Annotated in this window: 28 protein-coding genes and 1 pseudogene; 20 read left to right on the top strand and 9 right to left on the bottom strand. The window is 63.3% G+C overall.

The genetic code is table 11. The features are described 5' to 3' along the window. Positions 1 to 1,044 precede the first annotated feature (1,044 nt). Both HJD22_RS18080 and HJD22_RS17965 read left to right on the top strand, forming a co-directional pair. Positions 1,045 to 1,125: pseudogene (locus tag HJD22_RS18080) on the top strand (diguanylate cyclase); the annotation flags it as partial. Positions 1,126 to 1,148: 23 nt separating this feature from the next. After that, on the top strand, positions 1,149 to 1,274 hold the full coding sequence (locus tag HJD22_RS17965; RefSeq protein ID WP_283101601.1) for a hypothetical protein: 126 nt from the start codon (positions 1,149 to 1,151) through the stop codon (positions 1,272 to 1,274). 60 nt (positions 1,275 to 1,334) lie between these two features. Here the strand turns inward: HJD22_RS17965 and HJD22_RS07530 are convergent, their stop codons facing one another. Next, the gene (locus tag HJD22_RS07530) at positions 1,335 to 1,511 is read right to left on the bottom strand and encodes a hypothetical protein (protein WP_208656020.1); all 177 of its coding nucleotides are present in this window, start codon (positions 1,509 to 1,511) and stop codon (positions 1,335 to 1,337) included. 198 nt (positions 1,512 to 1,709) lie between these two features. On the opposite strand from HJD22_RS07530, the gene HJD22_RS07535 reads away from it, so the two are divergent. From HJD22_RS07535 to HJD22_RS07545, 3 genes are all read left to right on the top strand, one after another. Then, a complete protein-coding gene (locus tag HJD22_RS07535) occupies positions 1,710 to 2,246 on the top strand; it encodes a cytochrome b (RefSeq protein ID WP_208656021.1) in 537 nt (178 codons plus the stop codon). Positions 2,247 to 2,368: 122 nt separating this feature from the next. Next, the gene (rnk, locus tag HJD22_RS07540; protein WP_208656022.1) at positions 2,369 to 2,779 is read left to right on the top strand and encodes a nucleoside diphosphate kinase regulator; all 411 of its coding nucleotides are present in this window, start codon (positions 2,369 to 2,371) and stop codon (positions 2,777 to 2,779) included. A gap of 38 nt (positions 2,780 to 2,817) precedes the next feature. Then, positions 2,818 to 3,435, top strand: a complete 618-nt coding sequence (locus HJD22_RS07545; protein WP_208656023.1) for a LysE family translocator — start codon at positions 2,818 to 2,820, stop codon at positions 3,433 to 3,435. Between the two features lie 32 nt (positions 3,436 to 3,467). Here HJD22_RS07545 and HJD22_RS07550 read toward each other — a convergent pair whose 3' ends face one another. Further along, positions 3,468 to 3,965, bottom strand: coding sequence for a copper chaperone PCu(A)C (locus tag HJD22_RS07550; RefSeq protein WP_208656024.1), 498 nt, complete (start codon positions 3,963 to 3,965; stop codon positions 3,468 to 3,470). A gap of 189 nt (positions 3,966 to 4,154) precedes the next feature. Between HJD22_RS07550 and HJD22_RS07555 the strand changes: the two genes are divergently transcribed. Further along, positions 4,155 to 4,661, top strand: a complete 507-nt coding sequence (locus HJD22_RS07555; protein ID WP_208656916.1) for a glutathione peroxidase — start codon at positions 4,155 to 4,157, stop codon at positions 4,659 to 4,661. Positions 4,662 to 4,668: 7 nt separating this feature from the next. Here the strand turns inward: HJD22_RS07555 and HJD22_RS07560 are convergent, their stop codons facing one another. Beyond that, positions 4,669 to 5,052 carry a hypothetical protein gene (locus HJD22_RS07560; protein ID WP_208656025.1) on the bottom strand — a complete coding sequence of 128 codons (384 nt, stop codon included), beginning with the start codon at positions 5,050 to 5,052 and terminating at the stop codon, positions 4,669 to 4,671. 194 nt (positions 5,053 to 5,246) lie between these two features. Between HJD22_RS07560 and fabV the strand changes: the two genes are divergently transcribed. From fabV to HJD22_RS07575, 3 genes are all read left to right on the top strand, one after another. Further along, complete coding sequence (gene fabV / locus HJD22_RS07565) at positions 5,247 to 6,446, top strand: enoyl-ACP reductase FabV (protein ID WP_208656026.1); 1,200 nt, start codon at positions 5,247 to 5,249, stop codon at positions 6,444 to 6,446. 57 nt (positions 6,447 to 6,503) lie between these two features. Continuing rightward, complete coding sequence (locus HJD22_RS07570; protein WP_208656027.1) at positions 6,504 to 6,707, top strand: hypothetical protein; 204 nt, start codon at positions 6,504 to 6,506, stop codon at positions 6,705 to 6,707. Between the two features lie 128 nt (positions 6,708 to 6,835). Next, on the top strand, positions 6,836 to 7,813 hold the full coding sequence (locus HJD22_RS07575) for a GlxA family transcriptional regulator (RefSeq protein ID WP_248730155.1): 978 nt from the start codon (positions 6,836 to 6,838) through the stop codon (positions 7,811 to 7,813). A gap of 21 nt (positions 7,814 to 7,834) precedes the next feature. Here the strand turns inward: HJD22_RS07575 and HJD22_RS07580 are convergent, their stop codons facing one another. Next, the gene (locus tag HJD22_RS07580; protein WP_208656028.1) at positions 7,835 to 8,452 is read right to left on the bottom strand and encodes a class I SAM-dependent methyltransferase; all 618 of its coding nucleotides are present in this window, start codon (positions 8,450 to 8,452) and stop codon (positions 7,835 to 7,837) included. Positions 8,453 to 8,586: 134 nt separating this feature from the next. On the opposite strand from HJD22_RS07580, the gene HJD22_RS07585 reads away from it, so the two are divergent. The 10 genes from HJD22_RS07585 (at position 8,587) to HJD22_RS07630 (ending at position 20,247) form a co-directional block, all read left to right on the top strand. Then, complete coding sequence (locus HJD22_RS07585; RefSeq protein ID WP_208656029.1) at positions 8,587 to 9,801, top strand: aspartate aminotransferase family protein; 1,215 nt, start codon at positions 8,587 to 8,589, stop codon at positions 9,799 to 9,801. A 53-nt stretch (positions 9,802 to 9,854) separates the two neighbouring features. Then, positions 9,855 to 10,931, top strand: coding sequence for an arginine N-succinyltransferase (locus HJD22_RS07590; protein WP_208656030.1), 1,077 nt, complete (start codon positions 9,855 to 9,857; stop codon positions 10,929 to 10,931). Then, entirely contained in the window at positions 10,931 to 11,956 is a 1,026-nt protein-coding gene (astA, locus tag HJD22_RS07595; RefSeq protein ID WP_208656031.1) for an arginine N-succinyltransferase, read from the top strand. The genes HJD22_RS07590 and astA overlap by 1 nt, the downstream gene beginning before the upstream one ends. 13 nt (positions 11,957 to 11,969) lie before the next feature. Beyond that, complete coding sequence (gene astD, locus HJD22_RS07600; protein WP_208656032.1) at positions 11,970 to 13,439, top strand: succinylglutamate-semialdehyde dehydrogenase; 1,470 nt, start codon at positions 11,970 to 11,972, stop codon at positions 13,437 to 13,439. After that, positions 13,436 to 14,779 carry an N-succinylarginine dihydrolase gene (gene astB / locus HJD22_RS07605; protein ID WP_217267823.1) on the top strand — a complete coding sequence of 448 codons (1,344 nt, stop codon included), beginning with the start codon at positions 13,436 to 13,438 and terminating at the stop codon, positions 14,777 to 14,779. The genes astD and astB overlap by 4 nt, the downstream gene beginning before the upstream one ends. An 88-nt stretch (positions 14,780 to 14,867) precedes the next feature. After that, positions 14,868 to 16,007 (top strand): cell division protein ZapE, encoded by a 1,140-nt coding sequence (gene zapE / locus HJD22_RS07610; RefSeq protein ID WP_208656033.1) that lies wholly within the window; start codon positions 14,868 to 14,870, stop codon positions 16,005 to 16,007. Positions 16,008 to 16,036: 29 nt separating this feature from the next. Next, a complete protein-coding gene (locus HJD22_RS07615) occupies positions 16,037 to 16,942 on the top strand; it encodes a LysR family transcriptional regulator (protein WP_208656034.1) in 906 nt (301 codons plus the stop codon). A gap of 109 nt (positions 16,943 to 17,051) precedes the next feature. After that, the gene (locus tag HJD22_RS07620; protein ID WP_208656035.1) at positions 17,052 to 18,446 is read left to right on the top strand and encodes an amidase; all 1,395 of its coding nucleotides are present in this window, start codon (positions 17,052 to 17,054) and stop codon (positions 18,444 to 18,446) included. 51 nt (positions 18,447 to 18,497) lie between these two features. After that, positions 18,498 to 18,731 carry a hypothetical protein gene (locus tag HJD22_RS07625; RefSeq protein WP_208656036.1) on the top strand — a complete coding sequence of 78 codons (234 nt, stop codon included), beginning with the start codon at positions 18,498 to 18,500 and terminating at the stop codon, positions 18,729 to 18,731. Beyond that, complete coding sequence (locus HJD22_RS07630; RefSeq protein ID WP_208656037.1) at positions 18,724 to 20,247, top strand: sodium:solute symporter; 1,524 nt, start codon at positions 18,724 to 18,726, stop codon at positions 20,245 to 20,247. Before HJD22_RS07625 ends, HJD22_RS07630 begins: the two co-directional genes overlap by 8 nt. A 15-nt stretch (positions 20,248 to 20,262) precedes the next feature. Here the strand turns inward: HJD22_RS07630 and HJD22_RS07635 are convergent, their stop codons facing one another. The 4 genes from HJD22_RS07635 to HJD22_RS07650 all read right to left on the bottom strand — a co-directional run bounded on the left by HJD22_RS07635 (position 20,263) and on the right by HJD22_RS07650 (position 23,160). Further along, complete coding sequence (locus HJD22_RS07635; protein ID WP_208656038.1) at positions 20,263 to 21,300, bottom strand: SDR family oxidoreductase; 1,038 nt, start codon at positions 21,298 to 21,300, stop codon at positions 20,263 to 20,265. A 104-nt stretch (positions 21,301 to 21,404) separates the two neighbouring features. Further along, the gene (locus tag HJD22_RS07640) at positions 21,405 to 22,466 is read right to left on the bottom strand and encodes an SPFH domain-containing protein (protein ID WP_208656039.1); all 1,062 of its coding nucleotides are present in this window, start codon (positions 22,464 to 22,466) and stop codon (positions 21,405 to 21,407) included. Positions 22,467 to 22,468: 2 nt separating this feature from the next. Then, positions 22,469 to 22,927, bottom strand: a complete 459-nt coding sequence (locus HJD22_RS07645; protein ID WP_208656040.1) for an NfeD family protein — start codon at positions 22,925 to 22,927, stop codon at positions 22,469 to 22,471. A 17-nt stretch (positions 22,928 to 22,944) separates the two neighbouring features. Further along, the gene (locus HJD22_RS07650) at positions 22,945 to 23,160 is read right to left on the bottom strand and encodes a hypothetical protein (RefSeq protein WP_208656041.1); all 216 of its coding nucleotides are present in this window, start codon (positions 23,158 to 23,160) and stop codon (positions 22,945 to 22,947) included. 248 nt (positions 23,161 to 23,408) lie between these two features. Here HJD22_RS07650 and HJD22_RS07655 point away from each other — a divergent pair, with 248 nt between their 5' ends. Then, positions 23,409 to 23,912, top strand: a complete 504-nt coding sequence (locus tag HJD22_RS07655; protein WP_254280831.1) for a DUF305 domain-containing protein — start codon at positions 23,409 to 23,411, stop codon at positions 23,910 to 23,912. On the opposite strand, the gene HJD22_RS07660 is transcribed toward HJD22_RS07655, so the two are convergent. After that, complete coding sequence (locus HJD22_RS07660; RefSeq protein WP_208656042.1) at positions 23,909 to 24,133, bottom strand: hypothetical protein; 225 nt, start codon at positions 24,131 to 24,133, stop codon at positions 23,909 to 23,911. The two genes, HJD22_RS07655 and HJD22_RS07660, sit on opposite strands and share 4 nt — an antisense overlap. Between the last annotated feature and the right edge of the window lie 23 nt (positions 24,134 to 24,156).

Genomic DNA, 24,156 nt, shown 5'->3' on the forward strand with positions numbered 1-24,156 from the left:
GTTCTGATAGGTCGACTGCTGGTTTCGAGACGCTTGTGGCTGCGTTCGGGTTTGAGCCGGCGCGGGGCGAAGCTGACGTTGTTCCTGGGGGAGCCGAATCGTCATCACGCTGTTTGGGTTCACTCGCGTTGAGTTTTCGCCGCAGGGTGTGTCTTGAAAGGTGGCACGGCCACCGATATCGCATCGGTAGACCTGGGCATGCGCCCATAACGGCATAAGCAGCATTGCTGCTACCAGTAAGTGAATCATGTACGTGTTCCCTGCAGTTATGCTTTTTTCAGAGAACATAACATAGATTAAGTAATTGGTGCTGCTCAGTCTTGTGCCGGGGCTGGGGAAACCGGAAAGTCCCGCTCGTGAGAGCGTCAGGGGATAGGGTAGCGGTAGCCTGGCTGGCAGGGGATCGGCTGGTACCAGGTGGCAGTGACTAATGTAAGAGCGAGGGCATACTCTCTACGGTGTCCACGAAAGGTCTACACGCATGTCGGGCAAAGGCGTGATAAGGCGGAGAAGCGGCCTGTAGGGCGCGGTCTAGCGCGGTTTTGGCAGTCAATGAACGGGTTTGCTATCGATTCAAAATCCGCCGCTGGAAACAGTGTGTCGGTTCGAGTCCGACCACCGGCACCACTCAGATCAAGCTTTCAGCATTACCTCGCGATTCTTCCTTCGGTTTAGACATTTCCTATAGAAATCATGTCTATCGCCGCCGGCGATGTGCATGCAATGCTCTTGTGCCGCCTCGGCACACTACCTTTGTCTATCGGTATTCTATTACATAAGTTAACACTTATTTCCTATGTGATTACATTGTAAGCCGTGATATCTTGAAGATGTGACGCAGATATGCGTTCCCTAGAACATGGATTGTTCGCCTCGCGCGTCACACATCGCGTCCCGGCTTCGGCCGGGGCTTTTTTATTTCTCGATACTTCTCGTTGAAACTCACTCTTTAGACCTAGCTGGGGTTTACGAGAGACTAGCGATCTAATCGCAGTAATAACTTTATTTCAACGTCCCTCCTTCAGCGCAAGCTACTCCGACTATTTGAGCAACTTCGTGATAGGGGAGGACATCGTTTGCCGTTATGGTGGAGAGGAGTTCCTGCTGGTATTGCCACGGGCCAAGCTCAAGCAATCCAAGGACGGGCCTTGCCACCCAACAACGCGTCACTGGGTATGGCGGTCTACCCGCCCCACGGCCAGCAGTGGGAGACGGTCCTGCACCTGGCCGATCTGCGCTCTACCATGCCAAGCGGGTGTCGCAATCGTAGATGATATCAATGCGATCACCTGAGCAGAGACCACTCCCGATGTGCGGGAGTGGCGAAAACAGGATCAATCGAACTTGGCATTCAGGTCGTTGCACTCATCCTCGGCCAGGTCGCGCGTTTCATACTCGCCGGGCATAATCTTGTCCGCTTCGGTATCCTTGATGCGAAACGAGGTGTGTTCGCTCGGCTGCGGTCCACCTTCGACATCGGATGCCTGAACTACCTGATAACGTTTACCCATCGGGATATCTCCTTTATCCAACTTATCCATGAACAGTCACAGCGTAGACATCGGATGCGCCCAGTGCCAGGTAGTGTGCACTATTCACTTGATGTGAATAGTGCTTTTCCAGTCATGTCTGCATTCTATTTGCTCATCAAGGTATCATCGTCTCAGTGGTGCCAGTCAGGGCCGCACTATCCGGTAAAGGAACAGAACATGCAGATTTTCGACTCGGGACTGCGCTATGGAGGTGTCAGTCGCTTGTTGCATTGGAGCATGGCGCTATTGTTGATGTGGCAGTTTGCCAGCGCCATTGCACGCGTTCTTGCCAGCGAGACGGCGTTGGACGAATTCTTGTGGTCGACGCACCGTGAACTTGGCGCGCTACTGATGCTGCTGGTCGTGGTGCGCGGGATTTGGGGGGTAATCAATGCCAGCCGCCGCCCACCGGCATTGAGCGTGATGGCCAGACTGGGGCATCTGGCCCTCTATGCACTGATGATTGCAGTGCCTCTCATCGCCTTGATCAGGCAGTACGGCTCCGGGCGAGCCTTCTCGCCATTCGGAGTACCGCTCATGTCGGGCTTCGAGGGCGAGCGGATCGAGTGGATGGTCGCCCTTGGCGGCCAATTCCATGGCCTGCTGGGATGGACGCTGCTGGCATTGGTCGTCGGCCATGTCGGCATGGCGATCCTGCACAAGCGCCTTGGTGGCCAGGATGTCATGACGCGGATGACAAGCCTGCGGAGATAGTGTCGCCACGCTATCCAAGCCCGCTCATAGGGCTTATGATGACAATTCATACAGTCCTTCGCCTCATTGAGGGGGAGGACTGTTTTTATTGGTTCATGTCTCACTGGAGATAAGGAGGTCGCATGTCTCGTCCCACCATCGTCATCAACCGTCTTGACGCCGAACGACTGCAGCGGCTGATCGATGCCGCCACCGACAAGGATCAGGAGGTAGCCGAGGTGCTGGAAAGAGAACTCGAGCGTGGCGAGATCGTCGATCCGGAAGAGATGCCCGCCGATGTGGTGACCATGAATAGCCAGGTGCAGTTCACCGATCTGACGCGTGAAAAGCAGCTGATCCGTACCCTGGTCTATCCGCGCTCGCTTGCCGACACTCCCGACGGCCTGTCGGTCATGGCGCCGATCGGCGCTGCGCTGCTGGGACTTCGCGAGGGAGACGTGATCGACTGGGCCCTGCCCGGTGGCAGCCCGGCGCGGCTGCGTATCGATGCCGTATTGTGGCAACCCGAGCGCGAAAAGCAGTTCCACCGCTGATCCCTTGATGTGTTGCTGATTATCAACGAGAAAATGCCATGCCGCTGTCACTCTGGTTGTCGCTTGCTGCGGTGTGCGCCATGGGTGCCATGTCGCCGGGGCCAAGCCTGGCGCTGGTACTGCGCCATACGCTGGGAGGTGGGCGGCTACCCGGGGTGACGGCGGCCTTGGCTCACATGCTGGGGGTCGGGTTCTATGCGTTGTTGACCGTATGGGGCCTGGGGGCGTTGATCGCGCGTCAGCCACTGCTGTTTCAGTTGATCACCTGGGTTGGGGCTGGCTATCTCGCCTGGCTGGGGATCAAGGCACTACGCGCGGGACGTGCCGGGGCGCTGCAGGCAAGCGGTGTGCGTACTACCCATGCACAGGCCGCTCGTGAGGGGGTGCTGGTGGCCCTGGGCAACCCCAAATTGATCCTGTTCTTCATTGCCCTGCTGAGCCAGTTCGTCACTCCCGAGATGAGTGTAGCGGCCAAGGCGCTCATCGTGATCACGGCGATGGTCATCGATGGCGGCTGGTACGTGCTGGTGGCGATGGTGCTGTCGCATTCGAGCGTGCTGCCCTGGCTGCAGGCCAAGGCGCACTGGATCAACCGTATCACCGGTGCGCTGCTGCTGGCGCTGGCCCTGCGCGTGGTGATCGGCCCGTTGGGGTAGCCGGTCAGACGGGGCAGGCTGGCAGGCGTGATTCAGTGGTGGTGGTGATGGCCATCGGCCGCTTCGCCCCCTTCGTCGGCCTGCTGCACCCAGACCTCGACTTCAATCGCGCCACTCCCCGCGAACTCAAGCGTCAGCGGAAAGTTCTCGCCCTCCCGCAGCGGTGCCTCAAGGCCGATCAACATCAGATGGTAACCGCCGCCGGGACGCATCGTCAGGGTCTCGCCGGGCATCACGCTGAGCTCGTCGAGCTTGCGCATCTGCATGGTACCTTCATCCATGCGCATGTCGTGGATCTCCACGGCACGGCTGGCCGGGCTTGATGCGGCGACCAGCGTTGCCGGGCTCTCACCATGCGCGGTGATATCGAGATAGGCCGCGCCATTCGGCGCTCCCGGCGGGGTGGGGGTGGCGAAGGGGTGGGCGATGCGCACCTCTTCCAACTGATAGTCATGAGCCAGGGCTAGAGATAGAGGTGCCAGGGCGGTGAAGAGCAGGGCGAGGGCGAACGGGGCGCGTCGGGCGAGCATTTAACCTCCTTGATGAGCGCGAAATAACAATGATTTCGCATTAGCTTAAGGGAGTCGTGGCAAAAGCCAAGCACCCATTTGTCGCATGAAAGGTCGTTCGAAGCGTCGCTACGCGATTACGCCTGATGAGGCTGGCGCGCGCTCGGAAGACATGGCATCGTGAACGTACATGCAGCAATGCCAGCGGACATGCCACGAGAACTCTCTCTTTACGATTTCGATTGTCGTACCCATGGCGGCGAGCCGTTCAATCTACGTGCGCTGCGCGGCCAGGTGCTGCTGATCGTCAATGTTGCCAGCCGCTGCGGATACACGCCTCAGCTCAAGGAGCTCGAGCGCCTCTATCGCCGCTACCATAGCCAGGGCTTTACTATCTTGGCGTTCCCTTGCAATCAGTTCGCCCGTCAGTCGCCGGAATCGGCCAAGGCGTTCTGCGAGTTTGGCGAGCGCGAGTATGGCGTGACCTTTCCGATGATGGAGAAGGTGCGAGTCAACGGGGCGCAGGCGCATCCGCTGTTTCGCGCCTTGCGGCACCAGGCGCCCGGCGTGTTGGGCAGTACCTCGATTAAGTGGAATTTCACCAAGTTTCTGATTGCCCGCGATGGTCGCGTGCTCCGGCGTTTCGCGCCGAGCGGCGATGCTCGGCGCATGCGCGTCGAGATCGAGGAGGCGCTCGATATTCCCTATCCTGCCTAGCGGGACCTCACAACATGCCGCGGCGAACCATGACCCGCGACATCAGCTCATTCCAGCGGTGACGTACCATCAATGTCGTAAGCCCCGAAAACAGCAGCCACATCTTGCGCCGCCAGCCTTGCAAGCGCAGGTTATGCCCGACCAGCTGTCGCATCAGCTTTTCATCGTTGAAGGCGCGCCACTCGCCTGCCACCGACAGCTGATGGCGTGACAGCACCGGGGCAAGCTCCAGGCGGAATACCCACTCGAGCTCCTTCATGGTCAGATCGTGGCGTTCGATGGCATCGACCATGCGATTGAAGTCGGCCTCACGAGGCTCGCGCTCGAGCCATAGGGTCGACAGCGCCAGCCATAGTTCTCCACGGTCATCGACCAGCGTTTGCGCGTCCATCGTCTCTCTCCTGCATCGTGACGCCTGCATGGCGTCCGAGCGGGCATCTTGTCCCAGGCGGGCCTTTGGCTCAAGGGTCGGACTCAAGGTCAGGGCTCAATGGCGGACAGAAGACGCATCAGCCGTTAGACTATCGCTAACGTAACCGATGCACCGGCCAAGCCGGGTGCCCTTATGCAATGTCGAGGTCTGTCGTGATCATCAAACCCAAGGTTCGTGGTTTCATCTGCACCACCACTCATCCTGTCGGCTGCGAGAAGAACGTGCTCGAGCAGATCGAGGCGACCCGTGCCCGAGGCCTGGACAGGGCCGCCGGGCCGAAGAAGGTGCTGGTGATCGGTGCCTCGAGTGGCTACGGATTGGCGGCGCGTATCACCGCAGCCTTTGGTTATGGTGCCGACACGCTGGGCATCTTCTTCGAGAAGCCCGGCAGCGAGAAGAAGACCGGGACCGCCGGCTGGTACAACAGCGCTGCCTTCGACAGGTTCGCCAAGGCCGAAGGGCTCTACAGCAAGTCGATCAATGGCGATGCCTTCGCTCACGAGGCCCGTGCCAAGGCCATCGAGCTGATTCAGCAGGAGATGGACCAGGTGGACCTGGTCGTCTACTCGCTGGCCTCTCCGGTGCGCAAGCTGCCCGATAGCGGCGAGGTGAAGCGCTCGGCACTCAAGCCGATCGGCGAGACCTACCGTGCCACCGCCATCGATACCAACAAGGACGTGATCATCGAGGCCGAAGTCGAGCCGGCAACCCAGGAGGAGATCGACGACACCATCGCAGTGATGGGCGGCGAGGACTGGGAACTATGGATGGCGGCGCTGGATGAGGCCGGCGTGCTGGCACCGGGTGCCCGCTCGGTGGCCTTCAGCTATATCGGTACCGAGATCACCTGGCCGATCTACTGGCACGGGGCGCTGGGCAAGGCCAAGGAGGATCTTGACCGCGCCGCGCGCGAGATCGATGCCAAGCTCAAGGCGAGCGGTGGCAGCGCCAACGTGGCGGTGCTCAAGTCGGTGGTCACCCAGGCCAGTGCCGCGATCCCGGTGATGCCGCTGTACATCGCCATGGTCTACCGAATCATGAAGGAGCAGGGGCTGCATGAGGGTACCATCGAGCAGCTCAACCGGTTGTTCGGTGACCAGCTCTATGGCGGCAGGACACCACAGACGGATGAGGCGGGGCGTTTGCGTCTCGACGATTGGGAGCTGCGCGACGATATCCAGCAAGCCTGCCAGGACCTGTGGCCGGAGGTGACCAGCGACAACCTGTTCCAGATCACCGACTATGCTGGATATAAGCATGAGTTCCTCAAGCTGTTCGGCTTCGAGCGCGATGACGTCGATTATGACGCCGACGTGGACCCTGTGGCGGAATTCGATGTCGTAACGTTATAGATATACGAACGCGTAGGCCGATGCGCATCAACACTCACGGGCAAGCAAGGAGGTGTCATGGATACCAAGGAGAGCAAGACCCGAGAAGAAGAGAAAGAGCATGTGATGGGTCAGCGGCTTCCCGAGGACTACGACGAGGCCAAACCGCATCTTCAGCCGGAAGCAAGGAAGAAGCCCGGGGGCATGTCGCGCCTGCTGCTATTGGTCATCGTGCTGCCGCTCATCGCGGGGCTCGCGTTCCATTTCTTCGGGCGCCTATGACGGCATTCAGGTAAACCAGTGTCGGGTGGTATGCCCGGCACGTTTTTGACGGCCCGCCTTGGCGGGCTTTCGTTTGTGGCGTGTTTGGTTAAGATGGAGAGCTTCTCCTCACGCAAGCGATTGGCGACATGCACGACTTCCCCCCAGAGCTTACCGATGGCGTATCGCGCCAGGTGGGGTTCATGCTGCTGCCCGGCTTTTCCCTGCTCGCTCAGGCCTGCGCCATGGAGTCCTTTGCCGTTGCCAACCAACTGGCCGGTCGCTGCCTCTATCGCTGTGCAACTCTGAGTCTCGATGCGGGTGGCGTCAAAAGCGCCGCGACACTGACGCTTGTGCCTGATGGGGCGATAGGCGAGGTGGCGAAGCGCCATTGGGACATGCTGCTGATCTGTGCCCCAAGCCCGCTACCGGCCATCGATCTGTGCGCGCTTGAGCGCTGGCTGCTGCAGCTGGCGGCACGCGGTGTGATGCTGGGCGGTATCGCCGGTGGCACCGAGGTGCTGGCCCGGGTCGGGGTGCTGGATGGCTATCGGGCGACGCTGCCCTGGCAGCGCTTCGATGCCTTCACCCGTGCCTACCCGCGGGTCAATCTCTCCCAGCAGCTGTTCGAGATCGATCGCAATCGGCTCACCTGCGGTGGTGGTACCGCCGCCATGGACATGATGATGACGCTGATCGGCATGCAGCACGGCCAGCGCCTTGCCGAACGCGTCTCGGAGCACTTCGTCTGCGAGCGCATCCGCATGGCCGACGAGCCGCAGCAGGTGCCGCTGCGTTCACGCCTGGGCCATGCCCCGCAGAGCCTGCTCGAGGCGGTGACGCTGATGGAGGCCAATATCGAGGAGCCGTTGACCACCCATGAGCTGGCCGAGCACCTGGGGGTCTCGCGGCGTCAGCTCGAACGGCTATTCAAGAAGTACCTGCAAGCGGTCCCCAGCCGCTACTACCTTGATCTGCGTCTGCAGGAGGCGCGCAAGTGGTTGCGCGAGAGCGACCAGCCGGTGGGCGATATCGCCTTGCGTACCGGGTTCTCCTCGGGAGCGCACTTCTCCACCGCCTACCGCAACCATTTCGGCATGACGCCACGGGAGGAGCGGCTGGGCTAGACGCTAGCATCCTAGCTATCGCTACGCCTTGCGGGCCAGCAGCGCCCGGAACAGGTTGCCCATCATCAACGGCTCGTCGCGTTCGATGAGAAAGCCGGCGTTCTCCAGCAGCGGTCGGGCCTGGCGGGTGATGTCAGTGGCAATCGCGCTGGTCAGCACGTTCAGCGCGCGCCGCCCCCAGTGGGCGGCCTGGGCATCATCCTGGAACTTGTCCATCACGCACAGCTGGCCATTGGCCGCCAGCACGCGATGCGCCTCGGCCAGCCCAAGCTCAGGGCGCGGCATCACTGCCACGATCAAGTGCATCACCACCACATCGAAGTGTTCGTCCGGGTAGCTGAGCGATTCGGCGTCCATGACTCGCTGGGTCACATCGAGATGCAGGGCATCGGCACGGCTTGCGATGTGGCGCACCATGGCCGGTGACAGATCGGTGGCGTGTATCTCGACATCGCGGGGCAGCCAGTGCAGGTCGAGGCCGGTACCGGCCCCCACCAGCAGCACGCGCTGCCCGGCTTGCCACTGCACCTGGGCCAGCGACTTGCGGCGGGCCAGGCGAAAGGCGCGATCGGCCACCAGATCGTAGACCGGGGCGTAGAGGGTGTAGCGCAGGCGATTCCAGATGGTAGTGTTGAACATTGTCTTGACGCCTCGCAGGGAGCGGAGTCCCAGTCTAACCGCTTTTCGTAATTCGCTGTCCCATTGCTGAAAACCCTGCATGACGCCAAACCCTATACTCGAGGGATCGAATGGTCCCCCCGATGGAGAACAGCATGAGCCACACCCCGAGCCGCAGCGATTTCGACCAGTACATGACGCCCAACTACTCGCCACAGGCGGTGATTCCGGTGCGTGGCGAGGGGAGCCGTCTGTGGGATCAGGAAGGGCGCGAGTACATCGACTTCGCCGGCGGGATCGCCGTCAACTCGCTGGGTCACTGTCACTCGGTGCTGGTCAATGCGCTGACGGCGCAAGCCAACAAGCTGTGGCACCTCTCCAATATCTACACCAACGAGCCGGCGCTGAAGCTGGCCAGATGTCTGGTCGAGCGCACCTTTGCCGACAAGGTCTACCTGTGCTCCTCCGGGGGCGAGGCCAACGAGGCGGCACTCAAGCTGGCGCGGCGCTGGGCCCATGACAATCATGGCGAGCGGAAGGACAAGATCATCTCCTTCGACCAGTCCTTCCATGGGCGCACTCTGTTCACCGTGAGCGTGGGCGGTCAGCCCAAGTACTCCCAGGGCTTCGGCCCGGTGCCGGGGGGTATCTTGCATGCCACCTTCAACGACCTGGAGAGCGTGAAGGCACTCGTCGGCGACGACACCTGCGCGATCATGGTCGAACCGATGCAGGGCGAGGGCGGGATCGTGCCGGCCACGCCCGAGTTCCTGCAGGGGCTGCGCGAGCTGTGCGATCAGCACCAGGCGCTGCTGATCTTCGATGAAGTGCAGACCGGCGTCGGCCGCTGCGGCACGCTCTATGCCTACCAGCACTATGGCGTGACGCCGGACATCCTGACCAGTGCCAAGTCGCTGGGCGGCGGCTTCCCGGTGGGGGCGATGCTCACCACCGATCGCATCGCCCCGGCCCTGGCGGTCGGTACCCATGGCTCCACCTACGGCGGCAATGCCCTGGCGTGTGCGGTGGCGCTGGCGGCAGTCGAGCATATCGATACTGCCGAGGTGCTGGGTGGCGTGAGGACGCGCCATGCACTGCTGCGCGAGCACCTCGAGGCGATCAATCGCAAGCATGGGGTATTCAAGGAGATCCGCGGCATGGGGCTGCTGATCGGAGCCGAGATGTCCGAGCGCTACGAGGGGCGTGCCAAGGACATCCTGCCGCTGGCCATCGAGGAGGGGCTGATGGCACTGATCGCCGGGCCCAACGTGCTGCGCATGGCGCCATCGCTGGTGATTCCCGAGCAGGATATCCAGGAGGGCATGGCGCGGCTCGAGCGGGCCATCGCCCGGCTCGTTGCCCAGGCATGAGCGAGGCGATGAGAGCGGCGCCACGCCCAGGCGCACCCCGAGGGGGCGATGCCATGCTGGTCGTGAGGCCCGCGCGGATGGCGGACCTGCCGGCCCTCGAGCGCCTGGCGACGACGGCCACGCCGCGCCTGACCAACCTCCCGGCGCACCGTGACCGGCTGGAGGAGCGCATCAGCCGCTCTCAGCGCGCCTTCGGCGCCGAGATCGACTTTCCCGGCGACGAACACTACACCTTCGTGCTCGAGGATCTCGAGCGCGTCGAGGTGGTGGGTACTGCCACCATTCGTGCCCAGGCTGGGGCGACCGAAGCCTACTACACCTATCGCCAGGAGACGCTGATCCACGCCTCGCAGCAGCTCAACGTGCGCCGCGAGGTGCAGACCCTGGCGCTCTCCCATGAGGTCTCCGAGGCGAGCCTGCTGTGCGCCTTCTCGCTGGACCGCCGTTACAAAGGTACCAGCGGCGAGAGCCTGCTGCGTCGCGCGCGGCTGATGTTCATCGCCCAGTATCCCGAGCGTTTCGCCGAGCTGCTGTCGGTGGCCTTTCCGGGCTATCTCGATGGCGACGGCGAATCGCCATTCTGGAACAGTGTGGGCCGGCACTTCTTCGTGCGTGGCTTCCAGGAGATCAACCATATCGCCGGGGTGCGCTCGAAGAGCTTCATCGCCGAGGTGATGCCACAGTTCCCGCTCTATCTGGCGCTGCTGACGCCCCAGGCCCGCGCCGCCATCGGCCGCGAGCATCCCGATCATGAACTCGCCCTCGAGGAGCTGCTGGCCGAAGGATTCAGCCGCTCGCGTCACGTCGACATCTTCGATGCCGGGCCGGTGCTCAAGGGCGAGCGCGAGCGCCTGGCGAGCGTACGCAGCGCCAACTGGCACCCGGTGCGAGTCCGTCCGGCGCATGCCCTGCCGGATGCCGAGCCGGCGATGATCGCCAACCAGAAGCTTGGCGACTTCCGCTGCGTGGTGGCACGTTACGCGCTCTCGCCCACCGGTCAGCTGATGCTCACGGCCAGGGATGCCGAACTCCTCGGAGTGGAGGAGGGGCGCGCCGTGCTGGCCGCGCCTCTCACGCTGCCGATGGCCATGGATGGCTACGACCCGGGCCATGACGAGGGGGAGCTGTAATGTATATTCGTCCCATCGCGCGTGGCGATATCGATAGTCTGCTGGCGCTGGCGCAGGAGACCGGTGTCGGTTTCACGTCGCTGCCCGACAATCGCGAGTTCTTGATCGGCAAGATCGAATCCGCCGCACGCGCCTTCGAGGGAAGCGGCGAGAATCACGACCGCCTCTACTTCTTCGTGCTCGAGGACGAGACCAATGGCGAGCTGGCAGGCTGTTGTGCCATCGAGGCGCGGGTCGGCCATGAAGTACCGTTCTACCACTACCGGCTCGGGACCCTTGCGCACTCCTCGGTGCAGCTCGACCTGCACCGCACCATCGACACCCTCTTCTTGAGCTCCGACCACACCGGCAACGCCGAGGTGTGCTCGCTCTACCTGCGTCCCGAGTACCGCCGTAACCGCAACGGCGCGCTGCTCTCCAAGGCGCGCTGGCTGTTCATGGCGCAGTTTCGCGAGCATTTTCCCGGCAAGGTGCTGGCGGAGATGCGCGGAGTGATCGATCGTAATGGCATCAGCCCCTTCTGGCAGTGCCTGGGCAGCCACTTCTTTCCCATGGAGTTCAACGAGGCGGATCGCCTGACGGGGCTTGGGCAGAAGAGCTTCATCGGCGAGCTGATGCCCAAGTTCCCGATCTATACGACCTTCCTCAGCGAGGAGGCGCGCGCTTGCATCGGCCAGGTGCATGAGCAGACGCGTCCGGCGCTGGAGATGCTCAAGAAGGAGGGGCTGCGCTGGGAGGGCTATATCGACATCTTCGATGGCGGCCCCACGGTTGAGGCCTATATCGATGATGTGCGCGGTGTGCGCCTCTCCCGGGAGTGTCGGGTCGAGGTCGCCGTCCAGGGCACACACACCACGCCGGACATTTCCCCGCACTGGCTCGCCGCGAGCGTGGGCATGCGCGATTTTCGTGCGGCCTGGATCGGTCGCGGCCCCAACGAGCGAGATACCATCGTAGTGAACGAGGAGGAGGCGCGGCGTCTTGATGTCGTCACCGGCGATACCCTGCGCGTTCTCGAGACATAGGAGCAAGCACGCCATGTACGCCAAGCAGCAACTTCTGATCGGCGGCGCCTGGATCGAGGGTGAGTCGCCGTTCTTTGCCAAGCACGATCCGGTCTCGGGCGAGCGCCTGTGGCAGGGCGCCTCGGCCAGCGCGGCCCAGGTCGAGTCCGCCGTGGCTGCCGCCCGCCAGGCCTTTTTCGGCTGGGCCCGGACTGCCTTTGCCGAACGCCAGGCCCTCGCCGAGCGTTTTTGCGAGGTACTGGAGAGTCGAAGGGACATATTGGCACGCGCCATCGCCCAGGAGACCGGCAAGCCGCTGTGGGAGGCGCTCACCGAGGTCGGGGCGATGATCGGCAAGGTGGCGATCTCGATTCGTGCCTATCAGGAGCGCACCGGCGAGCGCAGTCGCGAAGTGGGCGACGCCCAGGCCGTGCTGCGCCATCGTCCCCATGGCGTAATGGTGGTGTTCGGCCCCTACAACTTTCCCGGGCATCTGCCCAACGGGCACATGGTGCCGGCGCTGCTGGCCGGCAATACGGTGGTCTTCAAGCCCAGCGAGCAGACTCCCCTGACTGCCGACCTGATCCTGCAGTGCTGGCAGGAGGCGGGGCTACCCGCAGGCGTGATCAATCTGGTGCAGGGGGCAGCCCCGGTCGGCCAGGCGCTCTCCAGCTCCCCTGAGATCGATGGCCTGCTGTTCACCGGCAGCGCCAAGGTCGGCGGCCTGCTGCACCGTCAATTTGCCGAGCAGCCGGAAAAGATCATGGCGCTGGAGCTTGGCGGCAACAATCCGCTGGTGGTCAGGAGCGTTTCCGACCAGCAGGCAGCGGTGCTGACCATCCTGCAGTCGGCCTATCTCTCCGGCGGGCAGCGCTGCACCTGCGCGCGGCGCCTGCTGCTGCCCGAGGGCGAGGTGGGCGACCTGCTGATCGACGCCCTGGTGACTGCCATCGACAAGCTGCACGTGGCTGGCCAATTCGACGAGCCGGCCCCTTTTTACGGCGGGCTGGTCAGCCTGGAGGGGGCGGATGGCTTACTGGCAGTCCAGGAAGCGCTCGAGGATCAGGGGGCCGTGGTGCTGTCGCGCATGCGCCGACTCAAGGAGGGCACCAGCCTGGTGAGCCCGGCGCTGATCGACGTCACCGGCCTCACTCTTCCCGACGAGGAGCACTTCGGGCCGCTGCTCAAGGTGCATCGCTACCGTGACTGGGACGAGGCGATAGCGCTTGCCAACGACACTCGCTATGGCCTCGCCGCCGGCCTGATCGGCGGCGAACGAGCCGACTGGAACGATTTCCTGCTGCGCATCCGTGCCGGCATTGTCAACTGGAACCGTCAGACCACCGGTGCCTCCGGCGATGCGCCCTTCGGTGGTATTGGCGCCAGCGGCAACCATCGCCCCAGCGCCTACTACGCGGCGGACTACTGCGCCTATCCGGTGGCCTCGATGGAGGCCGAGAGCCTGACGCTGCCCGACAGCCTGCCGCCGGGGGTGAGCCTGTGAACGACGTGCGCGAAGTCAATTTCGACGGTCTGGTCGGGCCGACCCACAATTATGCCGGCCTGGCGCACGGCAACGTGGCCTCAATGCTGCACGAAGGGGCGATCGCCAATCCCCGCGAAGGGGCCCTGCAGGGCTTGGCCAAGATGAAGGCGCTGCATGATGCCGGCTTTGCCCAGGGCGTGCTGCCTCCTCAGCAGCGGCCTGATCTTGGCGCCCTCAGGGCTTTGGGGTTTTCAGGCAGCAATGCTGAAGTCCTCGAGCGTGCGGCGCGCGAGGCGCCGCAGCTGTTGCGTGCCGTCTGCTCGGCATCCTCGATGTGGACCGCCAACGCCGGCACGGTGACGCCGAGCGTCGATGCGCCGGATGGGCGCATGCACTTCACCCCGGCCAACCTGCAGTCGAGTTTCCATCGCTTTCTGGAGCCGCAGACCACCGCCCGTGTGATGGAGGCGATCTTCCGTGATGAGCGGCACTTCTGCCACCATCCGGCGCTGCCGGCGACACCCGCTTTTTCCGACGAGGGGGCGGCCAACCATACCCGGCTCGCCGGCGAACATGGCGAGCCCGGTGTGCATCTGTTCGTTTACGGCCGCCAGGCGTTTGGCGGCGATGCCAGTCGTGAGCCCAAGCGCTACCCGGCCCGCCAGACACTCGAGGCGAGCCAGGCAATTGCCCGTCAGCACGGCCTAGCCAATCGCCAGGCGGTGTTCTCCCAGCAGCATCCCGAGGCCATCGATGCCGGCGTATTCCACAACGATGTGATCGCCGTGGGCAACGGTCCGCTGCTGCTCTATCACGAGATGGCCTTCCTCGACGAACAGACCACCCTCGACGAGCTGCGCGCCAGGCTGGCCACGCCATTGATTGCGGTACGCGTGCCCAGCGAAGCGGTGAGCCTGGAAGCCGCCGTGGCCACCTATCTGTTCAACTCTCAGCTGCTCTCCAAGCCCGACGGTTCGATGGCCCTGGTGGTTCCCGGGGAGTGCCAGGAGAGCGAAGATGTCTGGCGCACCATTCATGATCTGCTGCTGGCCGGTGCCAATCCGATCAATGAGGTGGTGGTGAAGGACGTCAAGCAGAGCATGCGCAACGGTGGCGGCCCGGCATGCCTGCGCCTGCGCGTCGCGCTCTCGGCGACAGAGCGCCAGGCGCTCTCGGGGCGGGTCCTGCTCGACGAGGCGCTTTATGAAGAGCTCACCTCTTGGGTCGAGCGCCACTACCGGGATCGTCTGGCCATTGCAGATCTGGCCGACCCGCAACTTGCCGAAGAGACGCTGGCCGCCCTCGATGAACTGACCGGCATTCTGCAGATCGGCTCGGTGTATCCGTTCCAGCATTGATAACTGTGAGCATCTACGTGATTGAGCGTATCGAACGTATTCGGCTGAGCGCCGATATGACCTCATGCATCCACCGGGAGAGGAGCGCATGATGGCCTCGTCGCCCCTGGCACTCTACCGACAGGCGGTCGAGCATAATGGCTTTGTGCCGGACGAGGCCCAGCGCAACGCTGCAGGTCGCCTCGACGACTGTTTTCAGGCCCTCCAGCGTGAAGCGGCATCGGGACAGCGCCAGGCGATAGCGGGCGTCTATCTCTGGGGGCCGGTGGGACGCGGCAAGACCTGGCTGATGGACGGCTTCCATCGTCAGCTCCAGGTGCCGTCACGTCGCCTGCACTTTCACCACTTCATACGCTGGGTCCACCAGCGCCAGTTTCAGCTGTCCGGTACCGCCGACCCGCTGGCAAACGTTGCCCGCGAGCTCTGTGCAGAAGTGCGAGTGCTATGCCTCGACGAACTGTTCATCAGCGATATCGCCGATGCCATGCTGATCGGTCGTCTGTTTCGGGCACTTTTCGAGTACGGCATGGTGCTGGTGTGCACCTCGAACCAGGCACCGGGGCAGCTCTATGCCGGCGGTTTCAATCGGGAGCGCTTGCTGCCGGCCATTGCGGCCATCGACCGTCATATGCAGGTCGTCGAGCTGGATGGGGGCCAAGACCACCGACAGCATCCTGGCCAGTCCTGCCAGCGCTACTGGGTGGCCGAGCCTGGTCGGAGCAGTGCACTGAAGGGGGTGTTCGAGCAGCTGAGCCTGGGTGAGCAGGTCAGCGCCGCCCCCATCGAGCTTGGGCACCGTCATATCGCGGTGCAGCGACGCAACCAGCGGGCCGTGTGGTGTCGCTATGCTGACCTCTGCGAGCAGCCCCTGGCCGCGCAGGATTTCATTGCCTTGGTCGAGGGTTTCTCGTCCATCCTGCTCAGCGACGTACCGCGGCTGAGCGATAGAGCGTCCGGCAAGGATATCGCTTGTGGCACCGAGGATGGCGCGGCACGTATCGAGGCCGGCGAACGGCAGTTGCCGCCGCTTTCTCGGCACGACGATGGCGCGCGCCGCTTCATCGCCCTGGTCGATGAGTGCTATGACCGGCGCACGCCTCTCTATGTGGAGGCCGAGGTCCCCATGGATGCACTTTATCCCCATGATGGCTATCTCGCGTTCGCGTTCCAGCGTGCCTTGAGCCGACTAGGCGAAATGCAACTCGCGCGCTTCGGCGCGGGGGGCTAGCCGCGTCATCATCCAACCAAGGAGTGCTCATGCACTGGCGAGCCCTGCGCTACTTCGACACCGTGGCGCGCTGCCGCTCGCTGAGGCAGGCGGCGGCGCAACTGCATATCGCACCGACGGCGATCAGCCGTCAGATCGACCTGTTGGAACATCAGCTTGGTGCGCCGCTGATCGAGCGCGGCCCCCACGGCATCAGCCTGACGGCCGCTGGCGAGCTGCTGGCTGCCCAGGCGCAGCGCACCCTGCGTGACCTCGAACGAGTACAGGAGCATATCGCCGATCTCAAGGGGTTGCGCACCGGGCGTGTCTCCATCCAGGCCTCGGAGGGGGTGGTGACGGGCCTGCTGGCTCCGGCGCTGGCCGCTCTCAGCCGTCAACATCCTCGACTGCGCTTCGATATTCATATCGCCAGCGCCAGCCAGATCGTCGAGGCGTTGCGTCAGGGCGATGCCGACATTGGCCTGGCATTCTTCATTCCCCGCCATGACGATATCATTCAGTTCGCCGGTGGCCGACTCAGCCACCATGCGGTGATGGCGCCGGACCACCCACTGGCCACGCTAGAGAGACTGTCACTCAAGGAGCTTGCCAGCCACCCATTGGCGCTGCCGAATGATTCGTATGGCATGCGCCAGGCACTTGAGCGCTCCGCCAGGCAGGCGGGAGTGGTGCTCGCGCCAAACTTTCATGCCGCTTCGTTGGAGACCCAGAAGGCGCTGGCCGTGAGTGGTGCTGCCATTCTGGTGCTGCCCCCCATGGCCGTTGCCAGAGAGTGTCGTGCGGGTCAGTTGGTAACGGTTCCTCTGGAGAGTACCGAACTGGATGGTACGCGGGTCGATCTATGCCTCTATCGCCACCGCCAGCGCAGTTTTGCCACCCAGGCCTGTCTCGCGCTGCTGGCCGAATCGCTGGATCGGATCGATGCCGGTGAGTGAATAGCTGCACACAGAAAGTGGACGCCATGGCGCAGCAATTGCAATAGCCGCTATCACCGGCAGGCCTCATGCTGAAGGCATCGTTTACGCAATTGCCAGTGAGGAACCCATGCATGACTGCCTGAGCCTGACCGCTACCCAGCTGCTTGCTGCCTACCGCGGCCGCACGCTTTCGCCACTGGAGTACGCCGAGGCGCTGATTGCCCATATCGAATATTGGGAGCCGCGTCTCAATGCCCTCTATGCCTACCGTCCCGAGGCGTTTCTTGCTGCGGCCCGAGAGTCGACCGAACGCTGGACCAGGGGCGAGCCAAAGGGCGGGCTGGATGGTGTACCGGTGACGCTCAAGGAGCTGATCGCCACGCGAGGCTTGCCGGTGCCTGGCGGGGTCGATCTTGGCGACCACACGCCGGCCGAGCGGGATGCCCCTCCCGCGGCACGCCTCGCCGAGGATGGTGCGTTGCTGCTGGGCAAGACCACCTGCCCGGATTTCGGCATGCTCTCCTCGGGACTCTCCTCCTTCCATGGCCTGACCCGCAACCCCTGGAACCTCGACTGCAATACCGGCGGTTCGAGCTCCGGGGCGGGGGCTGCTGCGGCTGCTGGCTACGGGCCGCTGCATGTGGGTACCGATATCGGCGGTTCGGTGCGTCTACCGGCGGCCTGGTGTGGCGTGGTGGGCTTCAAGCCGACGCTTGGGCGGATTCCCATCGACCCCTACTATGTGGGGCGCTGTGCCGGGCCGATGACACGCAGCGTCGACGACGCCGCGCTGATGATGGCATGCCTGTCGCGTAGCGACCGGCGCGATGCCATGCGACTGCCCCCGGAGCGTATCGACTGGCATGATCTCGCCGGCGGCGTCAGCGGTATGCGTATTGGCGTGATGCTCGAGGCGGGTTGCGGCCTGCCACTGGATGATGAGATTCGTGACTGTGTGGAGGCGGCGGCGCGCCACTTCGAGGCTGCCGGAGCGACCTTGGTGCCGCTGGGACCGGTACTCACCCGCGAAATGCTCGATGGCCTGGACCACTTCTGGCGGGCGCGGCAATGGAACGAACTGGAGCGATTGACGCCAGCCCAGCGCGACCGGGTGCTGCCGGCGATTCTCGCCTGGGCCGACGATGGCGCACGCCTGAGCGGAGTGGAGGTGGTACGCGGTTTCCAGCAGACCATGAACATGCGGCGGGCAACCGAGGCGGTGTTCGATGAGGTCGATGCGCTGATCTCGCCGACTACGCCCAATGTCGCCTTTCCCGCCGACTGGGCCTCGCCGACCAACGACCCTCGGCGGCCGTTCGAACACATCGTCTATACCGTGCCATGGAATATGGGCGAACAGCCGGCAATTTCGCTGAATGGGGGGTTCAGTTGCAGTGGCATGCCGATCGGCGTACAGATCGTCGGGCCACGCTTCGCCGACCTGCTGACGCTGAAGCTGGCCAAGGCGTTCGAGACCTGGCGTGGGCCTGAGCAGCGCTGGCCTTCACCGCCTGTGGCGTAACACAGCGTGGCGTGATTCGTGGACAATACCAACAAACCACAAGGAGGAGTTATGCACCGTCTTGTCGTGCTTCCCACTACCCGGGCCGGCTGGGTCCTGCTGGCTGCTTTCGTGCTGCTTGTCGTCGCGGGCATCTGGCCGGTGATTGGCTGGGTCAATCGTGCCACGCTGATCTTCGGTCTACCAATGCTCGCGGTGTGGAGTTACGTGGTGATCTTTGCCTGCTTCGCGGTGATGCTGATCGCCAACCGCGTCGTCGAGCGGGAGGAGACGCGCGATGAATAGCCCCTGGCCGCTGGCCATCACCCTGGTCTACGTGGCGATCGCCATGGTCATCGGCCTGCGCGCCCGGGGTGGGCGACGCATGAATAGCCTGGAGGAGTGGGGCGTGGCAGGGCGCAGCATGGGGCCGGTGACGCTCTATCTGCTGATCGCCGCCGGTAGCGTCAGCGCCTACACCTTCATGGGTGCTCCCGGCTGGGCCTACTCCAAGGGTGTGGCGGTGTTCTACGTGGCGGTCTATCTCGCCTACCTGGCGCTAGTGGCCTGGTATTTCGGCCCCAAGGTTTGGGCCTTCGGCGAGCGCTTTGGCCATGTCACCCAGGCCAGCGCCATTGCCGACCGCTACCAGAGCCCGGCGCTTGGTGCCCTGGCGGCGCTGGTGATGTCGGTGGGCTCGATCGCCTACGCCGTGCTGCAGACGATCGGCTCGGCCTACATCCTGTTCGTGATGAGCGGCGGGCTGATCCCGATCTGGGCCGGAGTGCTGCTGGTGCTGGCGTGTATCGCCGTCTATCTCTATGTCAGCGGACAGCGCGCGATCGGGCGCACCAACGCCTTCCAGGGTGTGCTGATGCTGGTGGTTGCCTGGGCGGTCGGGTTATGGGCAGTACACAGCGCCACCGGTGGAGTGAGCTTCGCTGGCGTTTTCGAGCGCATCCAGGCCGAGCATGGCGAGTTTCTCACGCTGCCGGGCGCGGGCGGTGACATGAGCTTCAGCTTCTGGACTACCTCGATCATCGTCTCGATGTTCTCCTTCATGCCGCCGGTGTGGACTCAGTGGATGAGCGCCGCCTCGGCGCGCACCATCCGCCGCAGCGCCACGTGGCTTCCGACCTACTACGTGGTGATCCTGCCGATGGTGGTGGTGGGTTTCATCGGCATCTTCTCGCTGCCGGACCTGGCGCGCGCCGATACCGTGGCGCTGGAGTATGCCATGCAGCATCTGCCGGTGGTGCTGGTGGGGCTGCTCGGCGCTGGCACCCTAGCCGCCTCGATGTCTTCCAGCGAACCCTTCATCCACTCGGTGTCGCTCTCTTGGAGCAAGGACGTGCTGCAGCCACTGTTCAAGCTCTCCGAGGCACGTACCGGACAGCTTGCACGCCTGCTGATCGTGCCGCTGATGGTACTGGTGATCGCACCGCTGGCGATCGCCGAGCCGGGCAGCCTGGTGATGATCCTGCTGGTGGGGCTGGGTTTCGCCTCCCAGGTGTTGCCGGCGTTCATCGGCATGTTCTTCTGGCCGCGTGCTTCGCGCCTCGGGGTGATGGCAGGGATCGTCGTCGGTTTCGTGGTTACCGTGACGTTCACCACGCTGTGGTCGCATCCGCTGGGCATCCATGCCGGCTTCTGGGGACTGATGCTCAACCTGCCGGTATTCGTGGCGGTGTCGCTGGTTACCTCTCCGACCTCGCAAGAGGTGGTGGAGCGCTTCTTTCGTATCGCGGCACCGAACGGGCTGCGGCGGCTGGGTGGCGACTATGGGGCGAGGCATGTCACGCCCCAGGGCAGCAAGCCCTGAGGCGTGTCGACTTGCCTAGTGATGATGGGAGGCGGGCAGCTTGCGCCCGCGCTCGCTGAGCGCCAAGGCACCCAGCACCGCACCGGCAACCAGCGTCGTGGTCAGCAGGGGATGTAGCGAGGCCTGGGTGTAGAGACTCCTCTTGGCGACGTGATGCGAGTATGTGGCGCGCTCCCTGACGTCGCCGCCTGGGGTGTATAGAGAGACCTCATGGGGCTGCGCTTCACGTCCCGACTTCTGCTGATCGATGATCGAGCGCTCCATCACCAGGTCGGCAAGGCGCGGTGCGTAGCGTCCGAGCATGGCGATCGCCTTGCTGCCGCCACCGACCCGGATATCGCGACGCGGGTGTTCGGCGCAGTGCAGGATGCTCTTGGCGACAATGTCCGGCTCATAAAGTGGCGGCGGCAGGGTCGGCTCCTGCTCCATGTAATTCTGGGCGTGCTTGGCGAAGGGGGTGGCGATGCTGCCGGGCTTGACGAGAGTCACCGACACCGGCGTGCCGAGATCCTCGAGCTCCATGCGCAGGGCGTCGGTAAAGCCCTGTACGGCATGCTTGGAGGCGGAGTACATGCCTTGAATCGGCAGGGCACGGTCCGACACCACCGAACCGAGGTTGATGATCGCACCGCCAGGCCCGAGGGTACGACTGGAAAAGTAGCGTGCCGCCTCCAGCGAGCCATGCACGACACCCCAGAAGTTGGTGTCGAACAGCCGTCGTTGATCCTCCAGCGGAACGTCGAGCAGGTGTCCGAAGATCGATACGCCGGCATTGTTGATCCAGGTATCGAAGCCACCGAAGTGGTTGAAGGCGGTCTGCGCGATGCCATGTACCTGATCGGGGTCGCCGACGTCGGCCACGGCGTGGACGGCCTCGGCCCCCTGCTTGCGAAGCTCGTCGACAAGCTGATTCAGCGCACCTTCGTGACGTGCCGCCAGCACCAGCTTGGCGCCGCGCCGGGCGGCCAGGCGTGCCGTTGCAAGGCCGATGCCCGAAGTCGCCCCGGTGATCACGATGATCTGCTGGTCGAGCTGCTTGAGATGCAGTGCCATGGTTGCGCTCCTTTGCCTCACTCCTGCATTGCAGGAGTGACTCTCCTTGAAGTGTGTCATCCCAGCATAGATGCCCTATGGGGAATGCCAAGGCGTAGCGTGTGTCAGGATGCGCCTCCCGCGCCCCCCAAGATGCCTTCGCGCAGGCTGCTCTGATTGCCCCGTGCGTGGCCGCCGGATCTGAGGTGGGAGGCCACGCTCTCTTCGGGCGATCCCGCAAGCTCGCGGAACATGCCCATCGAGCCGAGCAGGGCGGAGGATTCATAGGGCACGAAGACTCGCTCGCCCTCCTTGGCCATGTTGGGCAGTCCCTTGATGTAGCTCTGGCCGAGCAGGTAGCCGACCACGGTGCGCTTGTCCTCCTCGCTCTCGCCGATCGCGCCGAGCACCAGCTTGATCGACTCCTGCTCGCCCTGGGCGCGCAAGATGGCGGATTCTTTGTCGCCCTGGGCGTTGAGGATTGCCGACTCGCGCTGGCCCTGGGCCTTGGCGATGGCGGCGGACTTCTCGCCCTCGGCTTCAGTGACCGTGGCACGGCGCTTGCGCTCGGCGGCCATCTGCAGACGCATGGCGGTCTCGACCTCCTCGGGCATGGCGATGTCCTGCACCTCGACCCGCGAGATCTTCACCCCCCACTTCGATGCAGGCTCCTCCATGGCGGTCTGGATCTCGTTGTTGACCTCGGCGCGCGACTCGAACAACTTGTCGAGCTCCATCTTGCCGACCACCGAACGCAGCGTGGTCTTGGCCAGCACCTCTACCGCCTGGCTCATGTTCTCGATCTCATAGACGGCGCGGCGCGGATCGATGATCTGATAGTAGAGCGCCCCATTGATACGCACCGTGACGTTATCGGTGGTCACCACTGGCTGGCCGGGGAAGTCCATGACTGTCTCGCGGCGATCGATGCGTGTCTCGTTGCTGGTGATGGGGTGGTACTCCTCGCCCATCTTCTGGTAGCGGATCATGGTGATGGCGCGGGGCTGCTCGACGAAGGGGATGATGATGTTGATGCCGCTCTCCAGCAGGCGATTGAACGAGCCCAGCCGCTCGATCACCATCACCTCGGATTGGCGCACGATCACCAATCCCTTGATGACGATGATGATGCCGATGAGGACTACGATAAGGCCGATGATCAGGCCCGGGTTGATCGCTAAATCCATATTCAATGCTCCTGTGGTGGTGTCAGCGTCACGATGGCGGTGGTGCCGTCGAATGCCTTGAAAGTGACCGAGGTGCCCACCGGAAGCTCGCTGGTGGTCGTTCCCTCGACCTGCAGGCGGTAGAAGTCGCCATTGATCTTGATGCCCGTGGCGTTGTCGTAGTCACGCTTCAGCGTGCGGTAGGTCTGGCCCTTCTCCACCCCGGTGCCGGTGGTGCCGTAAGCGACTCCCCGTGGCGAGAAGTAGGGGCGTATCACCTTGACCGCGAGCGGTATCAGCACGCCGGAAAAGACGCCAAGACCCAGGAGTTGCCAGGCAAACGGCACGCCCAGGAAGGCCAGCATGCCGGTCAGTGCGGTGGCAAACCCCAGTGCCAGCAGTATCATGCCGCCCGAGGTGAGCTCGGCGAGGCTCAACAGTAGGGCAAGGACGAGCCAGCCATAGGCCGGGTTCCAATCCATTCTCGACTCCTGGGTGCTTAGCGTTCGGGGACCTGGGTCTGGCCGCGGGTTTCGCCGGTTTCATCTCGGTAGGTGCCGGGGCGGTGCTGGGCGCGCTCGTCGTTCTCCAGGGGAGCGCCCCATATCGTTTCGCGACTGCCATCGGGGTAGGTGTTGACCGTACAGCCTCCCAGTAGCAGGGTGGCCAAGAGGCTGACAAGAGCGGCTCGCCTTGCGGAAAGAGGGTGACGCATTCGTGCTCTCCAGTGATCGTTATGTCGACAGCATGGGTGGGGCTGGGCTCTCCTTTCAAGCATTTCTTGCAGGTGTGCATGCCAAGCGCCCACTGTTCACGTCCACTGAAGGTGGGGTGGGGCGCTTTCAGAGTTGATCGAGATCAGTCATTCGTCGGCCAAGACCGCGAAGATTGATGTCGACATTGACCCATGTGTTGCCCATGGGTTTTACAGTCAAGCTTCAACCGTTTTGGAGGTACACGCTAATGTCAGTTCGTCTTTCATCTCTTCGTTTACCCCTGCGTCCCCAGCTTGCTGGGTGTCTATTGGCCGCCGCCCTGATGCAGGCGTCCACTGCGTTGGCCGAAACCGAGATGCATCGGCATGGGGATCAGCCCGAGAGCGAAGCAAGCGGGCATATGCATGATGCGAGTCAGCATCACGCCGACATCGACCATGACGATGCGGACCACGGACATGACCATGGCGAGTCGGTCGAGGATGAGCATGCCGACGATCCGGCGGTGCAAGCCTACCTCGAGGCCAACGAGCGAATGCATGCCGGCATGACGCAGGGCTTTACCGGCAATCCCGATGTCGATTTCGCACGCGGCATGATTCCTCATCATCGTGGTGCCATCGACATGGCCGAAGTGCTACTCGAGCATGGCGAGGATGAGGAGCTCAAGGCCTTGGCACGCGAGATCATCGATGCCCAGGAGGAGGAGATCGCCTTTCTGAAGCAGTGGCTTGAACGCCACGGCCACTAGCCGCTGACGTTAGTGCTGCCGGGTCTGGCGTCCATGCCAACTCGGCCGCCGCCTCGAGTTGCGGCGCCAGTTGCTGCTGGACAGAAATGGAACCCCGACTTGCCGAGCAACCTTGGCAGCACGGGTTCCATCATGGTGAAGACATGGCGCCGTTCGGTAAGCCCTACCAGGGCATAGGTGGCGAGAAACAGGCCGATGACGATCAGCGAGAAGTCTGCCACTCTTCGAGGCTGAACGGGATTCC

The sequence above is a fragment of the Halomonas sp. TA22 genome (genome assembly GCF_013009075.1).
GTDB lineage: Bacteria > Pseudomonadota > Gammaproteobacteria > Pseudomonadales > Halomonadaceae > TA22.